The organism is Pilimelia terevasa (assembly GCF_014647915.1).
Classification (GTDB): Bacteria; Actinomycetota; Actinomycetes; order Mycobacteriales; family Micromonosporaceae; genus Pilimelia; species Pilimelia terevasa.
In genome coordinates this window covers 344,025-362,593 of the sequence record NZ_BMQC01000001.1, presented here as the reverse complement: position 1 = coordinate 362,593, position 18,569 = coordinate 344,025, and the positions used below count along the sequence as shown (strand labels likewise).

The window sequence follows — 18,569 nt, the reverse complement described above, 5'->3', positions numbered from 1 at the left end:
GTGTCGACGGCGCGGTTCCGCGGCGCGGGCGTCAGCGGCGGCGGCGCAGGAGCGCGCACGCCGCGGCGACGACGATCGCCCCGACCAGGCCGCCGCCGGCCGCCACGAGGGTGACCTGGAGAACCGGCGGGCCGACGTCCGCCAGCCGGCCGTCCCCGACCGCCCCGCGCGAGGCCAGCGCCGCCGCGCCGAGCAGGACCCCGGCCACCGGGCCGCTGAGCGCCGCGGCGCCGCAGACCCGGGACCAGTCCGGGCCGTCGGCCCCCGCCCGCCGGGCGGCCGCCCGGGCGAGCAGCCCGCCGCCCAGTCCCCCCGCCAGTACCGGCGCGGCCGCGACGAACAGGCCGAGGCCGGTGAGCCCGTCGGGCGGCAGGCCCGCGAACAGCGGCAGCGCCGGCAGCGCCCCCACGCTCACGTCGCCGACCGTGACCCCCGTGCCGGTGCCGAGCGCGAACCCGGGCCCGAGCAGGTACGCCGCCGCCCAGACGGCGACGTTGGGCGCGTACGCCACCGACAGCGCCGTGAGGCCGAGCTGCCCGGCGACGCCGGTGTCGTAGGCCGCGAGCATCGTGGACGCGTCGTGCCAGGACAGCGCCAGGCTCAGCCCCGCCGCCGCGGCGCCGGCGGCCAGCAGGGTCGCCGCGCCCAGCGCCCCGGCCCGCAGCGCGGCGCGGACCGGCTCGGGCAGCCAGCGGGCCACCCGGTCCAGGACGCCGCTGGCCCGCGCCGCGCCCAGTCCCCCGGCGACGGCGCCGAAGACCACCATCGTGGCGACGGCCCGCGGCGCCGTGACCCCGGGCACCCCGGCACCGACCACCAGCGCGGCGAAACCGCCGAGCAGGCCGTACACCAGAGCCAGCGCGCCGGTGACGGCCAGCGTGCGCCCGATCGCGCCGGTCCGGCGGGCGCCGACCGCCCGGACCGCGTGCAGCCCCGCCCGCTCCATCCGCCAGGCGGCGAGCAGGCCCACGGCCAGCGGAGCGAGGGTCAGCGCGCCGACCGGCGTCCGCACCGGTACGCCGTGCCCGAGCAGCCAGGCCGCCAGGCCGAGCCGCAGGCCGGCGCCGGCCCCTCCGGGCGCGGCCACGAGCGCGGCGGCCAGCGGCGGGGCGAGCGACGCGGCGGCCGCGAGGCCGACGGCGACGCACGCGGCGACGGCCAGCGGCGCCCGGCGCCGCCGCGGCCCGCGCCGCTGCCGGGGCAGTACGACGGTGGGGTGGTCCGCGGGCGCGTCCAGGTCCAGCAGGACCGTCTCCTGGGTACCGTCGACCTCCCGGGTACCGCCGTCCTCGCCGGCCCGCGCGCCGCCACCCGCGCGCAGGTCGCCGCCCGCCCGCGCGCGCTCCCGCCGCCCCGCGGCGGCGCGGCCCGGGTCGGTCTCGTCCCGCGTGGCTGCCATCTTCCCCACCTTGTCAGATGTGGTCCGCCGGTGGGGAGTGGACGCGGCAGGACCAACGGACCGGGGTGGACGCGACCGCGCCCACCCCGGTGTCGTACGGGTCCTGCTCAGCCCAGCCCGCGCATGACCTCGCGCATGAGGTTGGCCGTCTCCGTCGGCGTCTTGCCGACCTTCACGCCCGCCGCCTCCAGGGCCGTCTTCTTCGCCTCCGCGGTCCCCGAGGAGCCGGAGATGATCGCGCCCGCATGCCCCATGGTCTTGCCGGGGGGCGCGGTGAACCCGGCGATGTAGCCGACGACGGGCTTCGTCACGTACTGCTTGATGAAGTCCGCGGCCCGCTCCTCCGCGTCGCCGCCGATCTCACCGATCATGACGACGGCCTCGGTCTCCGGGTCGTCCTGGAACGCCGCCAGCGCGTCGATGTGCGTCGTGCCGATCACCGGGTCGCCGCCGATGCCCACGGCGGAGGAGAAGCCGAAGTCCCGCAGCTCGTACATGAGCTGGTAGGTCAGCGTGCCGCTCTTGGAGACCAGGCCGATCCGGCCGGCGCCGGTGATGTCGGCCGGGATGATGCCGGCGTTGGCGGCGCCGGGCGAGATGATGCCCGGGCAGTTCGGCCCGATGATCCGGGTCCGGTTGCCGGCGGCGTTGTTGTGCGCCCAGAACGCGGCGGTGTCGTGCACCGGGATGCCCTCGGTGATGACCACGCACAGCCCGATGCCCGCGTCGATGGCCTCGACGACCGCGCCCTTGCAGAAGGCCGGCGGCACGAAGACGACCGACACGTCGGCGCCGGTCTCCTTCATCGCCTCGGCGACCGAGCCGAAGACCGGCACGTCGGTACCGTCGACGTCGACCCTCGTACCGGCCTTGCGCGGGTTGACGCCGCCCACGATCTGCGTGCCCGAGGCCAGCATCCGCCGGGTGTGCTTCATGCCCTCGGAGCCGGTCATGCCCTGGACGACGACCTTGGAGTCCTTGGTGAGCCAGATAGCCATGTGTTCAGTCCTCCCGGCTCAGCGCGCGGCCAGCTCGGCGGCCCGGCGGGCCGCGCCGTCCATGGTGTCCACCCGCTGGACCAGCGGGTTGGCCGCGCCGTCGAGGATCGCCCGACCGGCCTCGGCGTTGTTGCCGTCCAGCCGGACGACCAGCGGCTTGCTGACGTCCTCGCCGCGCTCCTTCAGCAGGGCCAGCGCCTGGACGACGCCGTTGGCGACCTCGTCGCAGGCGGTGATGCCGCCGAAGACGTTGACGAAGACGCTCCGGACGGCCGGGTCGGACAGGACGATCTCCAGCCCGTTGGCCATCACGTCGGCGCTGGCGCCGCCGCCGATGTCGAGGAAGTTGGCCGGCTTGACGCCGCCGTACTCCTGCCCCGCGTAGGCGACGACGTCCAGGGTCGACATGACCAGGCCGGCGCCGTTGCCGATGATGCCGACCTCGCCGTCGAGCTTGACGTAGTTGAGGTCCTTGGCCTTGGCCGCCTGCTCCAGCGGGTCCACGGCGGCCTGGTCGACGTACGCCTCGTGCTCCGGCTGGCGGAAGTCGGCGTTGGCGTCGAAGGTGACCTTGGCGTCCAGGCACAGGACGGTGCCGTCGGCGGTCTTGGCCAGCGGGTTCACCTCGACCAGCGTGGCGTCCTCCTTGACGAAGGCCACCCAGAGCTGCCGCGCGATGGTCTCGATCTGGCCCGCCACGTCGACCGGGAACCTCGCCGCGGCGACGATCTCGCGGGCCTTGGCCTCGTCCACGCCCCGGTTGGCGTCGATCGAGATCTTGGCGACCTTCTCCGGGGTCTCGGCCGCGACGGCCTCGATGTCCATGCCGCCGGCGACACTGGCGATGCAGAGGAAGGTGCGGTTGGCGCGGTCGAGCAGGTAGGAGAGGTAGTACTCCTCGACGATGTCGGCGGTCACGGTGACCATGACCTTGTGGACCGTGTGGCCCTTGATGTCCATGCCGAGGATGTCGGTCGCGCGGGCCTGCGCCTCGTCGGCGCCCTCCGCGAGCTTGACGCCGCCGGCCTTGCCGCGACCGCCGACCTTGACCTGGGCCTTGACGACCACGCGCTCGCCGAGTCGCTCGGCGATGGCGCGGGCTTCGGTCGGGGTCGTCGCGACGCCGCCGGAAAGCACGGGCAGCCCGTGCTTTTCGAACAGGTCGCGCCCCTGGTACTCGTACAGGTCCACCTGCGCGTCCGTCCCGTTCTCTGGCGCGGCGCGCATCGGGAGCCCGCCGGCGAGGATGAGGTTGCCGCCCGCCGCTCCGGTCGGGGCGGGCCTACGGCCGCAGCCTATCCAGGATGGCGGCCCGGGTCCGGCGGCGGGGGCGGCGTGTGCGGTACCGCACAGCGCGGGTCCGGTGCGCCCCGCGCGCCACGCCCGACATTCACCCGTCCGGGGCCGACATCAGCCTCCGCCGGAGCGGCTCGAGAACCCGGGCAAATCGCCACAAACTTTCTGCGATCAGTACGTCACCTCGCCCGAGGGCCTTCGTTGAGCAGATTGTCGCGGGCGGCACACGCCGCGACACACCGGACCCGGGCGCCCACGGCGACAGCGGTCCGCGGAACGGCCGATGCCCTGTCGGTCGAGGGGTGGCGGCGGGGCGTCGTGCATGGAGGGGCCGGGCGTGTGAGGGGTGCGCCCGGTCCCTCATTTTTTGTGCCCTGACCGCACTACTCCCACGGCCGGGACCGCCCGCGGCGCGGCAGCACCGCCGGCCCACGCCGCGCGGGTGCCGGGTCCGCGGCGTCGGCACTCCCCGCCGGCCGGTGCCGGCACTCCCCCCGGGCTCAGGCGGCGGTGGCGACGTTCGCGCGGACCCACTCGACGATCGACGTCGTGGTCGCGCCCGGGGTGAACACCTTCGCCACGCCGATCCGGGTCAGCTCGGGCAGGTCGTCGTCGGGGATGATCCCGCCGCCGAACACCACGATGTCGCGGGCGTCCCGCTCGGTGAGCAGTTCCAGGACGCGGCGGAACAGCGTCATGTGGGCGCCGGAGAGGACCGAGAGGCCGACGGCGTCGGCGTCCTCCTGGATCGCCGTCTCCACGATCTGCTCCGGCGTCTGGTGCAGGCCCGTGTAGACGACCTCCATACCCGCGTCGCGCAGCGCGCGGGCGACCACCTTGGCGCCGCGGTCGTGCCCGTCGAGGCCGGGCTTGGCGACGACGACGCGAATCCGAGAGCTCATCGGTCTGTTCCTCTCCTGGCCCGTGCCGTGGCCGGCGCCGGAACCCCTGGTGGGCCGCCGCACCGTCCGGGCGCCCTGCCGCTGCCGGCGCCGGACCCGCCGGGCCGACACTCCGCTTGCCAGGCACGGTAACCGGTCGGGTGGATCCGCCGCGCGGCACCCCGGCCGCACCGGCGGCCCGCGCCCCCGGGCGGCCCGGTCGTGGTCAGCCGATCGGGTGACCACCCGACTCCTACCGGGCACACTACGTTCCGTAATGTGCTTGACTACCCAATGACGTGGGAGTTAATCGCCTTATATATTCCCAAAACTGGACGCTCCACAACGGACAACCACACCGCTGCGTCATTGTGACTCCGCAGTGACTTGTAACCGCCGGTAGGCGTTAGCTACGGTGTCGCGTGGCCAACTAACCGCTGGCCCCCCGGCATTTCCATCCGCGGCAGCACTTGCAGGGACGAAACTCCGGCAGCGCGCGGCGGATCGCTAACTGAAGAGCGCACGGACCTCACACCACCGCAACCCCCCGTGCGCACCCAAAGTACGTACGGCGCGATTGAACTGTTCAGCCGCTCCGGTGCGTACCCGTCCGTAGAACCGGTCCGCCACCGCACAGACGGCGGCCCGGCTCGGCCAGCGGGTCACTCCACCTTCGCCCGCCGACCACCATGGACACCGATTACGGAGGATATGCGTGCGTCAGCGTTTGTCGTCTGAGCCGGACAGGTACCGCGGCCGCCGCCGGGTGCCCACCCCACCGCGCAGCCGGTACGCCGCCGCGGTCACCGGTGCGTTCGTCGGCGCGGGCATGGTCGCCATGGGGGCCGGCGCGTTCCTGCCGGACGCCGGCAGCATCCCGGACGCCACCCTGGCCAAGGTCGCCGAGTCGTCCCAGATCGCCCAGAACCTGGCCGACCGCGACCAGAACACCCAGGTCGCCTCCCGGAACCGGGCCGCCCGCGAGGTCGCCCACTCGGTGGAGCAGCAGGCCGCCGACGCCTGGCTGCTCCCGGTCAAGGGGTACCGCTTCGTCGCCCCCTTCGGCGTCGTCGGCGACAAGCTGCACCCGGGCATCGACCTGGCCGCCCCCGAGGGCAGCGCCGTGCGCGCGGTCCACGCGGGTACGGTGAAGGTCGCCCGCTGGATGGGCGGCTACGGCTACACCGTGGTGATCGACCACGGCGACGGCCTGGAGACGATGTACGGCCACCAGGCCTCCCTGGAGGTCAGCGAGGGCCAGCAGGTCAAGGCCGGGGACAAGATCGGCCTGGTCGGCAACTCGGGCCTGGCCTACTCGCCGCAGCTCTACCTGGAGATCCGCTCGGCCGGCGAGGCCGTCGACCCCATCCCGTTCCTCGAAGCCAAGGGCGTCAACATCAAGCTTGAGGTCGAGGCGGTGTACGGCGGGATTGACTCCGCCGCGTAACCACCTGAATACGCATAGCTAACGGCAAATGCGTAGCGCGTGCTTCGTACCCGTTCGGCGGTTCTCGTCCGGCCATACGGACCATTTCCGACCGCCACATCGCCGAGCGGGCGCCCGCGGCGGACGACGCGCGCGAATCCCATCAACCCGGACTCTTGAGGGAGCCGCGTTGATGGGGAGGTCACGTGATCGAGCGTCCAGAGAACTACCAGGGTCGCCGCCGCGCCGAGCAGATGGGCGCCCACCGCGCCCCCGCGTTCGCCCGGGGCACCCACGGCGTACCGGCGTTCGCCCGCGGCGCCCACGCGGCACCCGTGAGCATCCAGGCCGGCCAGACCGCCACGGCCGCCGTCTTCGGCGTGGCGGCCGCGGCCGTCGCGCTCGGCTCCGCCGCCAGCGGCGCGGACAACATCGAGGCCACCGGCGAGCTGCCGCGCCTGGACAGCGCCGCCGACCACCAGGACGCCGCGCGCGCCGCCGACACTGCCCGGCAGGACCGGCACGCCGAGGACGTCGCCACCCGGCCGACCCCGCGCAACGAGGCCGTCCGCGCCCTCACCACCGCCGCGCCGCAGGTCACGGTCAAGAGCGCCCAGGCGCAGGCGGCCCGGCCGGTCGAGAAGGTCGTCGTCAAGACCGCCAGAGCCCAGGCCGCCAAGGTCGTCGCCGCCCGCAAGGCCGCCGCCCGGACCCGGACGTACAGCCACCCGATGCCCGGCGCGGCCGTCACCTCGTGCTTCGGCCAGCGCTGGGGCGCCCTGCACGCCGGCATCGACTTCGCCAAGCCCGCCGGTACCCACATCCGCGCCGTCCAGGCCGGCCGCGTCGTCGCCGCCGGCTGGAACTACGGCGGCTACGGCATCTCCGTCATGCTCCGGCACGCCGACGGCACCCTGACCCACTACGCCCACATGTCCAAGACGGCCGTCAAGGCCGGCGACCGCGTGGGCGCGGGCGACACCCTCGGCTACGAGGGCAGCACCGGCGACTCGACCGGGCCGCACCTGCACTTCGAGGTGCACAAGGGCATCTGGAACCAGGTCGACCCGGCCGGCTGGCTCGCCGCCCGCGGCGTCCGTACCTCCTGCTGAGCCGCCGCCCTACAGCTTGTCGATCGGCGCGTGCCGCAGGATCAGCCAGAGCGTCTGGTCGCCGAAGTCGATCTGCGCGCGGGCGCGCGGCCCCTCCCCCTCGACCGCGAGCACCCGGCCCAGCCCGTACCGCTGGTGGTTGACCCGGTCCCCGGCGGCCACGGCCGGCGCCGCGGTCAGCTCGCTCGCCGCGCGGAAGCGGCTGGCGTCCACCCCGATCCGCGCCGCCAGCTCCGCCGCCTTGGGGGTGCCGCCGACGAACGACGACCGCTCGGCCCGCCCGCCGTGCCCGCCCCCGCCGGACCAGCGCGTCACCGCCGCCTCGGTGCGCTCCCAGCGCACCAGCTCCGCGGGCAGCTCGTCGACGAACCGGGAGGCCGGCTGGTACTGCGGCTGCCCCCAGGCCGCCCGGGTGACCGCCCGGGAGACGTACAGCCGCTGCCGGGCGCGGGTGATCCCCACGTACGCCAGCCGCCGCTCCTCCTCCAGCTCCCGGGGGTCGCCGAGCGACCGCATGTGCGGGAAGGTGCCGTCCTCCAGGCCGGACAGGAAGACGACCGGGAACTCCAGGCCCTTCGCGGTGTGCAGGGTCATCAGCGTGACCACGCCGGTGTGCTCCGGGTCGTCGTCGGGGATCTGGTCGGCGTCGGCGACCAGCGACACCTGCTCCAGGAAGCCGTCGAGCGTACCGGCCGGCCGCGCGGCGGCCGCCCCCTCGGCGGCCTCGTCGCGGCGGGCCGCCCGCTCCGCCAGCGCCTCCTCCCCGTCCTCGCCGTCGGCCTCGGGGCCGGCCAGCAGCTCCGCCCGCTCCGAGTACTCGCGGGCGACGCTGACCAGCTCCTGCAGGTTGTCGACGCGGCCCTCGTCCTGCGGGTCCAGGCTCTCCTCCAGCAGTGCCAGGTACCCGGTGCGGCGCAGGACCTCCTCCAGCACCTGCTCGGGCGGGGCCGTCGCCGCCAGGTCGCGCAGCTCCTGCATGAGGCCGACGAACTCGGCGATCGCGTTCGCCGCCCGGGTGGAGATGCCCGGGGCGTCCGCCGCGCGGGCCAGGGCCGCCCCGAAGGAGAGCCGGTCCCGCGCGGCCAGCGCCTCGACGCACGCCTCGGCGCGCTCGCCGATGCCGCGCCGGGGGGTGTTCAGGACGCGGCGGACGCTGACGGTGTCGTCGGGGTTGGCCACCGCGCGCAGGTAGGCCAGCGCGTCGCGGACCTCGCGGCGCTCGTAGAAGCGCACCCCGCCGACGACCTTGTACGGCAGGCCGTGCCGGATGAACACCTCCTCGAACACCCGGGACTGCGCGTTGGTCCGGTAGAAGACCGCCACGTCGCCGTACCGCGCGTCGCCCGCGTCGACCAGCCGGTCGATCTCGCGGGCGGCCCAGTCGGCCTCGGCGTGCTCGGTGTCGGCGACGTACCCGGTGATCTGCTCACCGGCTCCGGCGTCGCTCCACAGCCGCTTGGGCTTGCGGCCGGCGTTGCGGTCGATGACGGCGTTGGCGGCGTTGAGGATGGTCTGGGTGGAGCGGTAGTTCTGCTCCAGCAGGACGGTCGTGGCGTCGGCGAAGTCGCGCTCGAACTCCAGGATGTTGCGGATCGTCGCCCCGCGGAAGGCGTAGATCGACTGGTCGGCGTCGCCGACCACGCACAGCTCCCCCGGCGGCAGGTCGGGGTCGTCGTCCGGACCCACCAGCTCCTTGATCAGCGTGTACTGGGCGTGGTTGGTGTCCTGGTACTCGTCGACCAGGACGTGCCGGAACCGCCGCCGGTAGACGCGGGCGACCTCGGGGTGGGACTGGAGCAGGTGCACCGTGCCCATGATCAGGTCGTCAAAGTCCAGGGCGTGCGCCTCGCGCAGGCGCCGCTGGTACAGCGCGTACGCCTCGGCCACCGCCCGCTCCTGCGGCCCCGTGGCGTCGGTACCGGCGCGGTCGGGGTCGACCAGCTCGTTCTTCAGGTTGGACACCTGGGCGCACAGTGCCCGGGCGCTGTACCGCTTCGGATCCAGGTCCAGCTCGCGGGCGACGAGCTGCATCAGCCGCCGGCTGTCGTCGGCGTCGTAGATGGTGAAGCTGGACTTCAGGCCCAGGGAGGCGTGCTCGCTGCGCAGGATCCGCACGCACGCGGAGTGGAACGTGGACACCCACATCATCCGGGCCCGCCGGCCGACCAGGGCGCCGACGCGCTCCTTCATCTCGGCGGCGGCCTTGTTCGTGAAGGTGATCGCCAGGATCTGGCCGGGGTGCACGTCGCGCGCCGCGAGCAGGTAGCCGATCCGGTGGGTGAGCACCCGGGTCTTGCCGGAGCCGGCCCCGGCCACGATCAGCAGGGGGGTGCCGGCGTGCGTGACGGCGGTCCGCTGGGCGTCGTTGAGCCCGTCCAGCAGGTCGGCGGGGTCCGGCCCGGAACCGTCCCGGCCACCCCCGCCGTCGCGGCGCTCCGGCTCGGGGCGCATTGGCGGGAGCGCGAACATCGGCGGTGTGGTCATCACGCGGGGCGCCCACTTCGGTAGGGGGTGGTCCGGGCCGCGACGACCGACGGCGGCCCGTGCGGCGGTGGCCCGGTGCGGCGGCGGCCCGGTGCGGGGCACGGGAGGGAGGGTCAACGGTGGCATCGCCGGTCAAGTGTAGGCGCCGCCTGTGACAGCGGCCCCGGTCGCCGGCTCAGTTGCCGCGGCGGCCGGGGCCGCTGTCCCGGTCCGCCCGCCGCCAGGTGGTGGCGGTCCGGCCGTCGCCGTGACGCGCCGCGGCGCCCGGGTTGTGCAGGGCCGCGTGCGCGTGCCCCCCGGGCTTGACGTCGACCTGGCGCAGGCTGCTCCAGTGGCCGCGCGACCGGTTCCACCCGGCGGCGAACCGGGTCTCCCGGTCATCGGCCGGGGCACTGCCCTCGCTCCGGCAGGTGCGCCCGGCCGCGGCGACGGCGGGCGCCGGGAACAGGACAGCGAACCCCAGCAGGCCGGCCGCCGCCAGCGCGAGCCGGGCGATGGACGTACGCGTTCCGGACAACGGATCCCCCGATCCCTCGGTGCCCGCGCCGGGAGGCGGGGCGGGCCGGTCGGCGTCGCGGCCCCTCGACCCGGCGCCGCGACCGGGCCGCCGGTACGGCCGCGCGCCGACGCGCGGCACCGCGCTCCCGCGCCGGCCGGACCTGGCCCACATTAGACGCGACCCGCCGGCAGATCGACGACCGTCAGGTAGATGCCCCGGTTGCCGTGACTTCGGTACGCTGCCGCCCCGGCCGCCGGTTCCGTCGACCGGCGGCGAAAACGACGTACCGCCGAAGCCTCGCCGCCCGGCCCGGCCGCGCGGCAGGATGGCGGCATGACGCGCCTCCCCGCCCCCGCGCCCCGACCCGCCCCCGCCGACCGCTCCCCGGGCCGCCGCGGCGCCCGCCGCCGCGGCGCGGCCGCGCTCGCGCTGGCCGCCCTCGCCGGGGCGGCGCTCCTCCTGGACCCGGCCGCGGCCGGCACGCCCGCCGCCGCCGCACCGGTGCTGTCCCGGGTCGCCGTCGACGGCCCGGCCGGCGCCGGCCGGGTGGCGTCCGGGCACCTGCTGGCGTACAACGACTTCCACGGCGCCATCGACCCGCCCGGCGGCAGCGGCGCGGCCGTGGCCGGCGTCCCGGCCGGCGGCGTCGAGTACCTGGCCACCTGGCTCCAGCGCCGCCGGTCCGCCGCCGCGGCGCAGGGCCAGCCCACGGTGACCGTCGGCGCTGGGGACCTCATCGGCGCCTCGCCCCTGGTGTCGGCGGCGTTCCACGACGAGCCGACGATCGCGTTGATGGACCTCGTCGGGCTGGACGTCAGCGCCGTCGGCAACCACGAGTTCGACGAGGGCGTCGCCGAGCTGCTCCGCATCGACCGCGGCGGCTGCCACCCGGTCGACGGGTGCGCCGACGGCGACGGGTACCCGGGCGCGCGCTTCCGGTACCTGGCGGCCAACACCGTCGACCGGCGGACCCGGCTGCCGATCCTGCCGCCGGTCAGCGTGCGGACGGTGCAGGGGGTGCCGGTCGGCTTCGTCGGCATGACGCTGAAGGGCACCCCGGGCATCGTCAACCCGGCCGGCGTCGCCGGGGTCGAGTTCCTGGACGAGGCGCGGACCGCCAACCGGTGGGCGGCGCGGCTGCGGCTGCTCGGCGTCCGGGCGCTCGTGCTGCTGCTGCACGAGGGCGGCGCCCAGCGCGGGCCGAACCCCTCCCCCTCCGGCTGCGCCGACTTCGCCGGGCCCGTCGTGGACATCGTGCGCAAGCTGGCGCCGGAGTTCGGCGCCGTGGTGTCGGGGCACACCCACCGGTACTACACCTGCACGCTGCCGAACGCCGCGGGCGCCCCGACGGTCGTCACCAGCGCCGGCAACAACGGGCAGCTCATCACCGACCTGGCGGTGCGGGTCGACCGGCGGACCGGCCGGTTCGCCGGGATCCGCGCCGAGAACCACGCCGTGGTCAACGGCGTCCCCGACGGCCAGGGCGGCTGGCAGCGGGACCCGGCCGGGGGGTACCTGCGCGACCCGGCCCTGGCGGACCCGGCCGCCCGGCGGCTGGCCGACTGGTACCGGGCCGCGGTCGCCCCGCTGGCCAACCGGGTCGTCGGCCGGATCACCGCGGACCTCGGCAACGTGGCCGGGCCCCACGGCGAGCAGCCGCTCGGCGACGTGATCGCCGACGCGCAGCTCGCCCGGACCCGGCCCGCCGGCGCGGAGCTGGCGCTGATGAACCCCGGCGGGGTGCGGGCGCCGCTGACCTTCGGCGCCTCGCCGGGCGGCGAGCCGCCCGGGCACGTGACCTACGGCGAGGCGTTCGCGGTCCAGCCGTTCAACAACCTCGTGGTCACCCAGACCCTCACCGGCGCGCAGGTGCGGGCCGTGCTGGAGCAGCAGTTCCCCGGCTTCGAGGGCCAGCAGGTCACCCGGATCCTCCAGCCCTCGGCGGGCCTGCGGTTCAGCTACGACACCCGGCGGGCCCCCGGCGACCGGATCGTCGCGGTCACCCTCGGCGGCGCCCCGCTGGACCCCGCGCGCGCCTACCGGGTCACGACCAACGACTTCCTGGCCAACGGCGGCGACGGGTTCACCGCCCTGACCCGGGGCACCGCCCGCGCGGTCGCGCCCGGCTTCGACCTCGACGCGCTGACCGCCTACCTGGGCGCCGGGGCGCCGGTCGCGCCCGGCCCGGGCGACCGGATCACCAAACTGGGGTGAGGTGCGCCGATGTGGTTGCCGGCCACCCGGGCGGGGCGCATACTGGCCCCGTGACCAGCGCACTGTTTACCGGCTTCCTCGGCTTTACCGGGCCGAGTCCGAAGCCGTGCCGCGCCTGATCCGCTCCGCCGCACAGAAGGCCCCGGGCTCGTCGAGCCCGGGGCCTTCTGCTGGTCCCGTGCCCGGCCGCCCGGCTCCCACGACCGCGCCGACCGAGGAGATTCGCGATGTCCGTACCGGCTACCGACACCCGCACCACGTCCCTGCGCGCCCGCATCGACGAGATCGACGACGCCATCCTGGACCTGTGGCGCGAACGGGCCGCGATCTCGCGCGAGGTCGGCCGCGCCCGCCTCGCCGACGGCGGTACCCGGCTGGTGCTCTCCCGGGAGCGGGAGATCCTCGCCCGGTTCTCCGCGGCACTGGGCGAGGACGGCGCGCAGCTCGCCCTGCTGCTGCTGCGCGCCGGCCGCGGACCGCTCTGAGCGCCCCTAGCGCAGCTCCACCGTCGCCAGGTCCAGCTCGCCCACCGGGGTCAGGCCGGCCCGGGCGATCCGGGGCGAGTACCCCGACTGCTGCATCGCGTAGAACACCGGGACCGTCGGCTGGTCGTCGCTGAGCAGCCGGCCCGCCTCGGCGAACCGGGCGTGCGCCGCGTCGATGTCCCGGCTGCGGACGCCCTCGCGGTACAGCGCGTCGACCCGCGGGTTGCTGTAGCCGGAGTCGTTGCCGGCGCCGCTGGTGGTGTAGTTCGGGCCGAGCCACAGCTCGACGTCGGGGTAGTCGGCCCGCCAGCCGGAGCGGTGCCCGCCGGTCATCTTCCGGTCGGTCACCAGCTTGCGCAGCGCCGCGAACGTCGGTACCGCCTCCGCGCGGGCGCGGATGCCCAGGGTCTGCTGGAGCTGTGCGGCCACGGCCTCCATCCAGTCCTTGTGGCCGGAGTCGGCGTTGTAGAACAGCGGCAGCTCGCCGGTGAAGCCGCCGGCCCGGGCCAGCGCCGCCTTCGCGGCCGCCGGGTCGTACCGGCAGTCGCGGCACTCCCCGGCGACGTACCCCCGCGCGGTGGGGTTGCTGAAGCTGTCGGCGGGCCTGCGGTGTCCGAAGAAGACCCGGTCGATCAGGAGCTGGCGGTCGATGGACAGCGAGACCGCCCGGCGCAGGTCCGCGCTGGCGAACCGCCGGTCGTACAGCGGAAACGTGATCATGTGGGTGGCCGGCAGGTCGAAGGTGATCCGCCGGTCGGCGAGGTCGGTCTCCCACTTGCGCCCCGCCAGGTTGGCGACGGGCACCTGCTCCATGAAGTCGAGGTTGCCCGAGAGCAGGTCGGCGTAGCCCGCGCTGTCCTGCTGGTACAGCCGGACGGTCACGTCCTTGACCTTGGAGCGGTCGACCAGGCGGTAGCCGTCGAAGCGGGTCAGCTTCACCGCCACGTCGGGCGCCCACGAGACGAACCGGACCGGCCCGTTGCCGACCGGGTTCCGGCCGAAGTCGTCCGGCCGGCCGCCGAAGAAGGCCCGCGGCAGCGGCATGAACGCCAGGTGCCCCAGCTTGACCGGCCAGATCGCCGACGGCGCGGCGAGGGTGGCCTCGAACGTCGTGTCGTCGACGACCCGCAGGCCCGACATCGCGCTGGCCCTGGGCGCGGGCGCCTTCTGCGGGCCGGCGCCGTCGGGGTCGGTGGGGTGCACGTCGGCAAAGCCGGCGATGTCGGCGTAGAAGGAGCTGTTGGCCGCGCCGTTGGGGGCGTGCGCGCCCCAGTTCCACGCGTCCACGAAGCTGGCCGCGGTCACCGGGCTGCCGTCGTGGAAGGTGGTGCCCGGGCGGATCCGCACCGTGTACTTCTGCGCGTCCGCCGACTCGATGGACTCGGCCAGCACGTTGCGGGGCGCCCCGCCGACGCCCTGGTAGTCCACGAGGCCGGTCCACAGCACGTTGACCAGCTTCCCGCCCCCGACCTCGGGAGTGTTGGCCGGGACGAGCGGGTTCTGCGGCTCCTGGCCGTAGATGGTGATGGCGCCGTCCGTGCCGGCACCGGGGCGGTCCCCGGCGCAGGCGGTCGCGGCCAGGGCGAGCGCGACCGTACCGACCCACGCCACGCCGCGCCGTGAGAGCTGTGACAACGGATTCTCCTCGCGAAGGGGGCGCCCCCGCCCGAGGCGGGCGGGGAACGGCACCACCCTCGCCGATCGGTCGCCGCCCGGGCAACCCCTTGCCGGCAGGACGGAAAACGCCGCGGCGGGAGGTCCCCGCCGCGGCGTGTCGTCCGGTGTGGACCGCGCTCAGCCCTCGTGCGTGGCGACGATCTCGCGGATCTCCGCGTAGTGGCACGCCGACGGGTGGTCGGTGCGCGCCCGCGTGGTCAGCAGCGGCTCCTGCTCGGCGCACAGGTCCTGCGCCTTCCAGCAGCGCGTGCGGAACCGGCAGCCCGAGGGCGGGTTGGCCGGCGACGGCACGTCGCCGGTGAGCCGGATGATCTGCTTGTGCTCGCGCACGGTCGGGTCCGGCACCGGCACCGCCGACAGCAGCGCCTGCGTGTACGGGTGGGTCGGCCGCTCGTAGATCTCCTCGTCGGTGCCCAGCTCCACCAGCTTGCCCAGGTACATGACGCCGACCCGGTCCGACAGGTGCCGGACCACGGACAGGTCGTGGGCGATGAAGATGTACGCCAGCCCCAGTTCGTTCTGGAGCTTCTCCAGCAGGTTCATCACCTGCGCCTGGATGGAGACGTCCAGCGCCGACACCGGCTCGTCGCAGACGACGATCTCCGGCTTGAGCGCCAGCGCCCGGGCGATGCCGATGCGCTGCCGCTGGCCGCCGGAGAACTGGTGCGGGTACCGGTTGAGGTGCTCCGGGTTGAGCCCGACCAGCTCCAGCAGCTCCTGGACCTTCCGCCGCCGGCTGCCCTTGGGCGCCACCTCGGTGTGGATCTCGAACGGCTCCCCGATCAGGTCGCCGACGGTCATCCGCGGGTTGAGCGAGGTGTACGGGTCCTGCATGACGAGCTGGATCTGGCGGCGCATCCGCTTGAGCCCCCGGCCGCGCAGGGTGGAGATGTCCCTGCCCCGGTACCGGACCAGGCCGGAGGTCGGGCGCTCCAGGTTCATCAGCACCCGCGACAGCGTGGACTTGCCGCAGCCCGACTCCCCCACGATGCCCAGGGTCTCGCCCGCCCGCAGCGCGAAGGAGACGCCGTCGACGGCCTTGACCTGGCCGATCGTCTTCTTGAACAGGACGCCCTGGGTCACCGGGTAGTGCTTGACGACGTTGTCGACCTCAAGGATGTTCTCAGCCACGACTCACCATCTCCTCCGCGAAGTGGCACGCGCTCGCCCTGGTCGGGCCGACCTGGAGCAGCGGCGGGAGCTGCTGCGTACAGACCTGCTCGGCCCGCGGGCAGCGGGGGTGGAACGGGCACCCCGACGGGATCCGCATCAGGTTCGGCGGCAGGCCCTTGATCGTGCGCAGCTCCTGGCCCTTCTCGTCGATCCGCGGGATCGAGTTGATCAGGCCGATGGTGTACGGGTGCCCCGGGTTGGCGTACAGCTCGTGGACGTTGGCCTGCTCCACGATCCGCCCCGCGTACATCACCGCGATCCGGTCCGCGACGTCGGCGACGACGCCGAGGTCGTGGGTGATCAGGATCATGCCCATCTGGCGGTCGCGCTGGAGCTCGGCGAGCAGGTCCATGATCTGGGCCTGCACCGTCACGTCGAGCGCCGTGGTGGGCTCGTCGGCGATCAGCACCTCGGGGTCCAGCGCCAGCGACATCGCGATCATCACGCGCTGCCGCATACCGCCGGAGAACTGGTGCGGGTACTCGGTGACCCGCTGCTTCGCGTTCGGGATCTTGACCTGGTCGAGGATCTCGATCGCGCGCCTCTTGGCCTCGCCGCGGCTCAGGCCGCGCCGGATCCGGTACTGCTCGGCGATCTGGAAGCCGACGGTGAAGGTCGGGTTGAGCGCCGACAGGGCGTCCTGGAACACCATGGCGATGCCCTCGCCGCGGATCTTGCGGCGCTCCTCGGCGGACATCGCGAGCATGTCCCGGCCGTGGAACCGGATCGAGCCACCGGCCACCCGCCCGGGCGGCATGTCCAGGATGCCCATGATCGTCTGCGCGGTCACGGACTTGCCGGAGCCGGACTCGCCGAGCACCGCCAGTGTCTCGCCGGCCCGCACGTCGTAGGTGACGCCGTTGATGACCTTGGCGACGCCCTCCCGCGTGTGGAACTCGACGAACAGGTTTTCGACCTCCAGCAGCGGTCGGGAGGCGCCGGCACCGGCGGTGTAGCCGGGCTCGGAGACGGAGAGATTCGACAACCTGATCACCTACCGCAGCTTCGGGTCGAGGGCTTCGCGGATGGACTCGCCGAGCATCACGAACGCGAGCACCGCCGTGACGAGGAAGGCCGCCGGGAAGAACAGCCACCCCGGGACGTCCCGCAGGAACTGCTGGGCCTCGTTGATCATGATGCCCCAGGACATGGCCGGCGACTTCAGGCCGACGCCGAGGTACGACAGGGTCGCCTCCGCGCCGATGAAGGAGCCGATCAGGATCGTGGAGTACACCAGCATCGAGGCCAGGCAGTTCGGGATCACGTGCCGCAGCACGATGCGGAACGGGCTGGCGCCCAGCGCGCGGGCGGCCACGATGTAGTCGGCCTCCTTCACGCTCAGGACCGCCGACCGCATGATCCGCATGGACACCGGCCAGGACAGGACCATCAGCGACACCGCCACCAGCGCCTCGACCTTCAGCTTGCTGGGCGCGGAGCCCGGCGGGTTGAAGGTGAACAGGATCAGCAGGGCGCCCAGCAGGAACGGCAGGCCGAAGAACACGTCCGCGATGCGGGACAGCAGCCCGTCCACCCAGCCGCCGATGTAGCCGGAGACCACGCCGATGAACCCGCCGATCAGCACCGTGCCGAGCGTGGCGATGACCGACACCACGATGGAGGCCTGGGCGCCGTAGATGGTCCGGGCGTAGATGTCGCGGCCCTGGATGTCCCGGCCGAACCACGCGTCCTTCGACGGCCCCTGCAGGTTGTCGCGCAGCGAGCCCTGGTCGGGGTCGATGCTGGTGAACAGGCTCGGGAACGCGGCCATCACCAGGAACACCAGGATCAGGAACGCCGAGATCCAGAACATCGGCTTGCGCCGCAGCTCCGCCCAGACGTCCGCGAACTGGCCGCGGGGCTTGCCGGTGGCGGGGGCGGGGACGGGCGTCTCGGCGGTGTGCAGGCCGCCGGGCGCGACGCCGGGCCGTACCGCGGCCTCGACGTTCTCACCAGGGTCACTCATAGCGAATCCTCGGGTCCAGCGCTGCGTACAGCAGGTCGATCAGCAGATTCATGAACAGATAGACGAGGACGAGGATCACCACGACGGAGACGACGGTACCGCCCTCTTTGGTGACGATTGCCCGGTACGCCGTCCGCCCGATTCCGTTGATTTGGAAGATGCCTTCGGTGACGATCGCGCCGCCCATCAGCGCACCCAGGTCGGTACCGAGGTAGGTGACGACGGGAATCAGCGAATTGCGCAGCAGGTGGATGCCGACGACCCGGCGCATCGGCAGGCCCTTGGCGATGGCGGTGCGGACGTAGTCGGAGCGGCGGTTCTCGGCGATGCTCGTGCGGGCGAGCCGGGCGACGTACGCCAGCGAGATGCTGCCCAGGACGAACCCGGGGACGATCAGTTCGGAGAAGTTCGCCTCCGCGGAGACCGTCGGCCGGATCACGCCCAGCTTGACGCCGAGGAACCACTGGAGCAGGAAGCCGGTCACGAAGGTGGGCAGCGCCAGCAGGAACAGCGTCGAGACCAGGACCAGGTTGTCCAGGAAACCGTTGCGGCGCAGGCCGCTGAGCACGCCGGCGGTGAGGCCGATGAGTGCCTCGACCAGCAGCGCGACCACGGCGAGCTTGGCGGTGTTCGGGTACGCGGCGGCGATCAGCGCGCCCACGTCCTGCCCGCCGAAGGTCGTGCCGAAATCGCCCTGGAGCAGGTTCGACATGTACTTGAAGTACTGGACCGGGAGCGGCTGGTCGAGGGAGTACAGCTCGGTCATCTTGTCGATGTAGGCGTCGGGGCAGCGGCGTTCGCCGCACTTTCCGGCGAACGGATCACCCGGAACCGCCCAGACGAGCCAATAAATCAGAAAAGTCGTGCCGACAAACACGGGGATGAGTTGTAGAAGCCGTCGCAGGACGTAACGGCCCATCGTTCCTCCAACTGACCAGAAGCGAATTCCGGTTCGGCGG

General features: G+C 73.7%; 15 protein-coding genes. 4 read left to right on the top strand and 11 right to left on the bottom strand.

Going from position 1 to position 18,569, the window contains the following annotated elements:
• Positions 1-31: 31 nt before the first annotated feature.
• The 4 genes from IEY75_RS01810 to icmB all read right to left on the bottom strand — a co-directional run bounded on the left by IEY75_RS01810 (position 32) and on the right by icmB (position 4,595).
• A complete protein-coding gene (locus IEY75_RS01810) occupies positions 32-1,399 on the bottom strand; it encodes a cell division protein PerM (protein WP_189112360.1) in 1,368 nt (455 codons plus the stop codon).
• Positions 1,400-1,506: 107 nt separating this feature from the next.
• Positions 1,507-2,397 (bottom strand): succinate--CoA ligase subunit alpha, encoded by an 891-nt coding sequence (gene sucD / locus IEY75_RS01805; protein WP_189112359.1) that lies wholly within the window; start codon positions 2,395-2,397, stop codon positions 1,507-1,509.
• An 18-nt stretch (positions 2,398-2,415) separates the two neighbouring features.
• Complete coding sequence (gene sucC, locus IEY75_RS01800) at positions 2,416-3,588, bottom strand: ADP-forming succinate--CoA ligase subunit beta (protein WP_189112603.1); 1,173 nt, start codon at positions 3,586-3,588, stop codon at positions 2,416-2,418.
• 605 nt (positions 3,589-4,193) lie between these two features.
• A complete protein-coding gene (icmB, locus tag IEY75_RS01795; protein ID WP_189112358.1) occupies positions 4,194-4,595 on the bottom strand; it encodes a coenzyme B12-dependent isobutyryl CoA mutase small subunit in 402 nt (133 codons plus the stop codon).
• A 694-nt stretch (positions 4,596-5,289) separates the two neighbouring features.
• Here icmB and IEY75_RS01790 point away from each other — a divergent pair.
• Both IEY75_RS01790 and IEY75_RS21380 read left to right on the top strand, forming a co-directional pair.
• Positions 5,290-6,021, top strand: coding sequence for a M23 family metallopeptidase (locus IEY75_RS01790; protein ID WP_189112357.1), 732 nt, complete (start codon positions 5,290-5,292; stop codon positions 6,019-6,021).
• A gap of 185 nt (positions 6,022-6,206) precedes the next feature.
• Positions 6,207-7,112, top strand: coding sequence for a M23 family metallopeptidase (locus IEY75_RS21380; protein WP_229789269.1), 906 nt, complete (start codon positions 6,207-6,209; stop codon positions 7,110-7,112).
• 9 nt (positions 7,113-7,121) lie between these two features.
• On the opposite strand, the gene IEY75_RS01780 is transcribed toward IEY75_RS21380, so the two are convergent.
• Together IEY75_RS01780 and IEY75_RS01775 are read right to left on the bottom strand one after the other, a co-directional pair.
• A complete protein-coding gene (locus IEY75_RS01780) occupies positions 7,122-9,581 on the bottom strand; it encodes a UvrD-helicase domain-containing protein (protein ID WP_373290183.1) in 2,460 nt (819 codons plus the stop codon).
• 190 nt (positions 9,582-9,771) lie between these two features.
• A complete protein-coding gene (locus IEY75_RS01775; RefSeq protein ID WP_189112355.1) occupies positions 9,772-10,113 on the bottom strand; it encodes a hypothetical protein in 342 nt (113 codons plus the stop codon).
• A gap of 315 nt (positions 10,114-10,428) precedes the next feature.
• Between IEY75_RS01775 and IEY75_RS01770 the strand changes: the two genes are divergently transcribed.
• A complete protein-coding gene (locus IEY75_RS01770; RefSeq protein ID WP_189112354.1) occupies positions 10,429-12,309 on the top strand; it encodes a bifunctional metallophosphatase/5'-nucleotidase in 1,881 nt (626 codons plus the stop codon).
• A 227-nt stretch (positions 12,310-12,536) separates the two neighbouring features.
• Complete coding sequence (locus IEY75_RS01765) at positions 12,537-12,794, top strand: chorismate mutase (protein WP_189112353.1); 258 nt, start codon at positions 12,537-12,539, stop codon at positions 12,792-12,794.
• A 6-nt stretch (positions 12,795-12,800) separates the two neighbouring features.
• Here IEY75_RS01765 and IEY75_RS01760 read toward each other — a convergent pair whose 3' ends face one another.
• From IEY75_RS01760 to IEY75_RS01740, 5 genes are all read right to left on the bottom strand, one after another.
• A complete protein-coding gene (locus IEY75_RS01760; protein ID WP_189112352.1) occupies positions 12,801-14,429 on the bottom strand; it encodes a peptide ABC transporter substrate-binding protein in 1,629 nt (542 codons plus the stop codon).
• 159 nt (positions 14,430-14,588) lie between these two features.
• Positions 14,589-15,602 carry an ABC transporter ATP-binding protein gene (locus tag IEY75_RS01755; RefSeq protein ID WP_189112351.1) on the bottom strand — a complete coding sequence of 338 codons (1,014 nt, stop codon included), beginning with the start codon at positions 15,600-15,602 and terminating at the stop codon, positions 14,589-14,591.
• Entirely contained in the window at positions 15,595-16,629 is a 1,035-nt protein-coding gene (locus IEY75_RS01750) for an ABC transporter ATP-binding protein (RefSeq protein ID WP_189112350.1), read from the bottom strand. Before IEY75_RS01750 ends, IEY75_RS01755 begins: the two co-directional genes overlap by 8 nt.
• A 9-nt stretch (positions 16,630-16,638) precedes the next feature.
• Entirely contained in the window at positions 16,639-17,610 is a 972-nt protein-coding gene (locus IEY75_RS01745) for an ABC transporter permease (protein ID WP_189112349.1), read from the bottom strand.
• Positions 17,603-18,529, bottom strand: coding sequence for an ABC transporter permease (locus IEY75_RS01740; protein WP_189112348.1), 927 nt, complete (start codon positions 18,527-18,529; stop codon positions 17,603-17,605). The genes IEY75_RS01745 and IEY75_RS01740 overlap by 8 nt, the downstream gene beginning before the upstream one ends.
• Between the last annotated feature and the right edge of the window lie 40 nt (positions 18,530-18,569).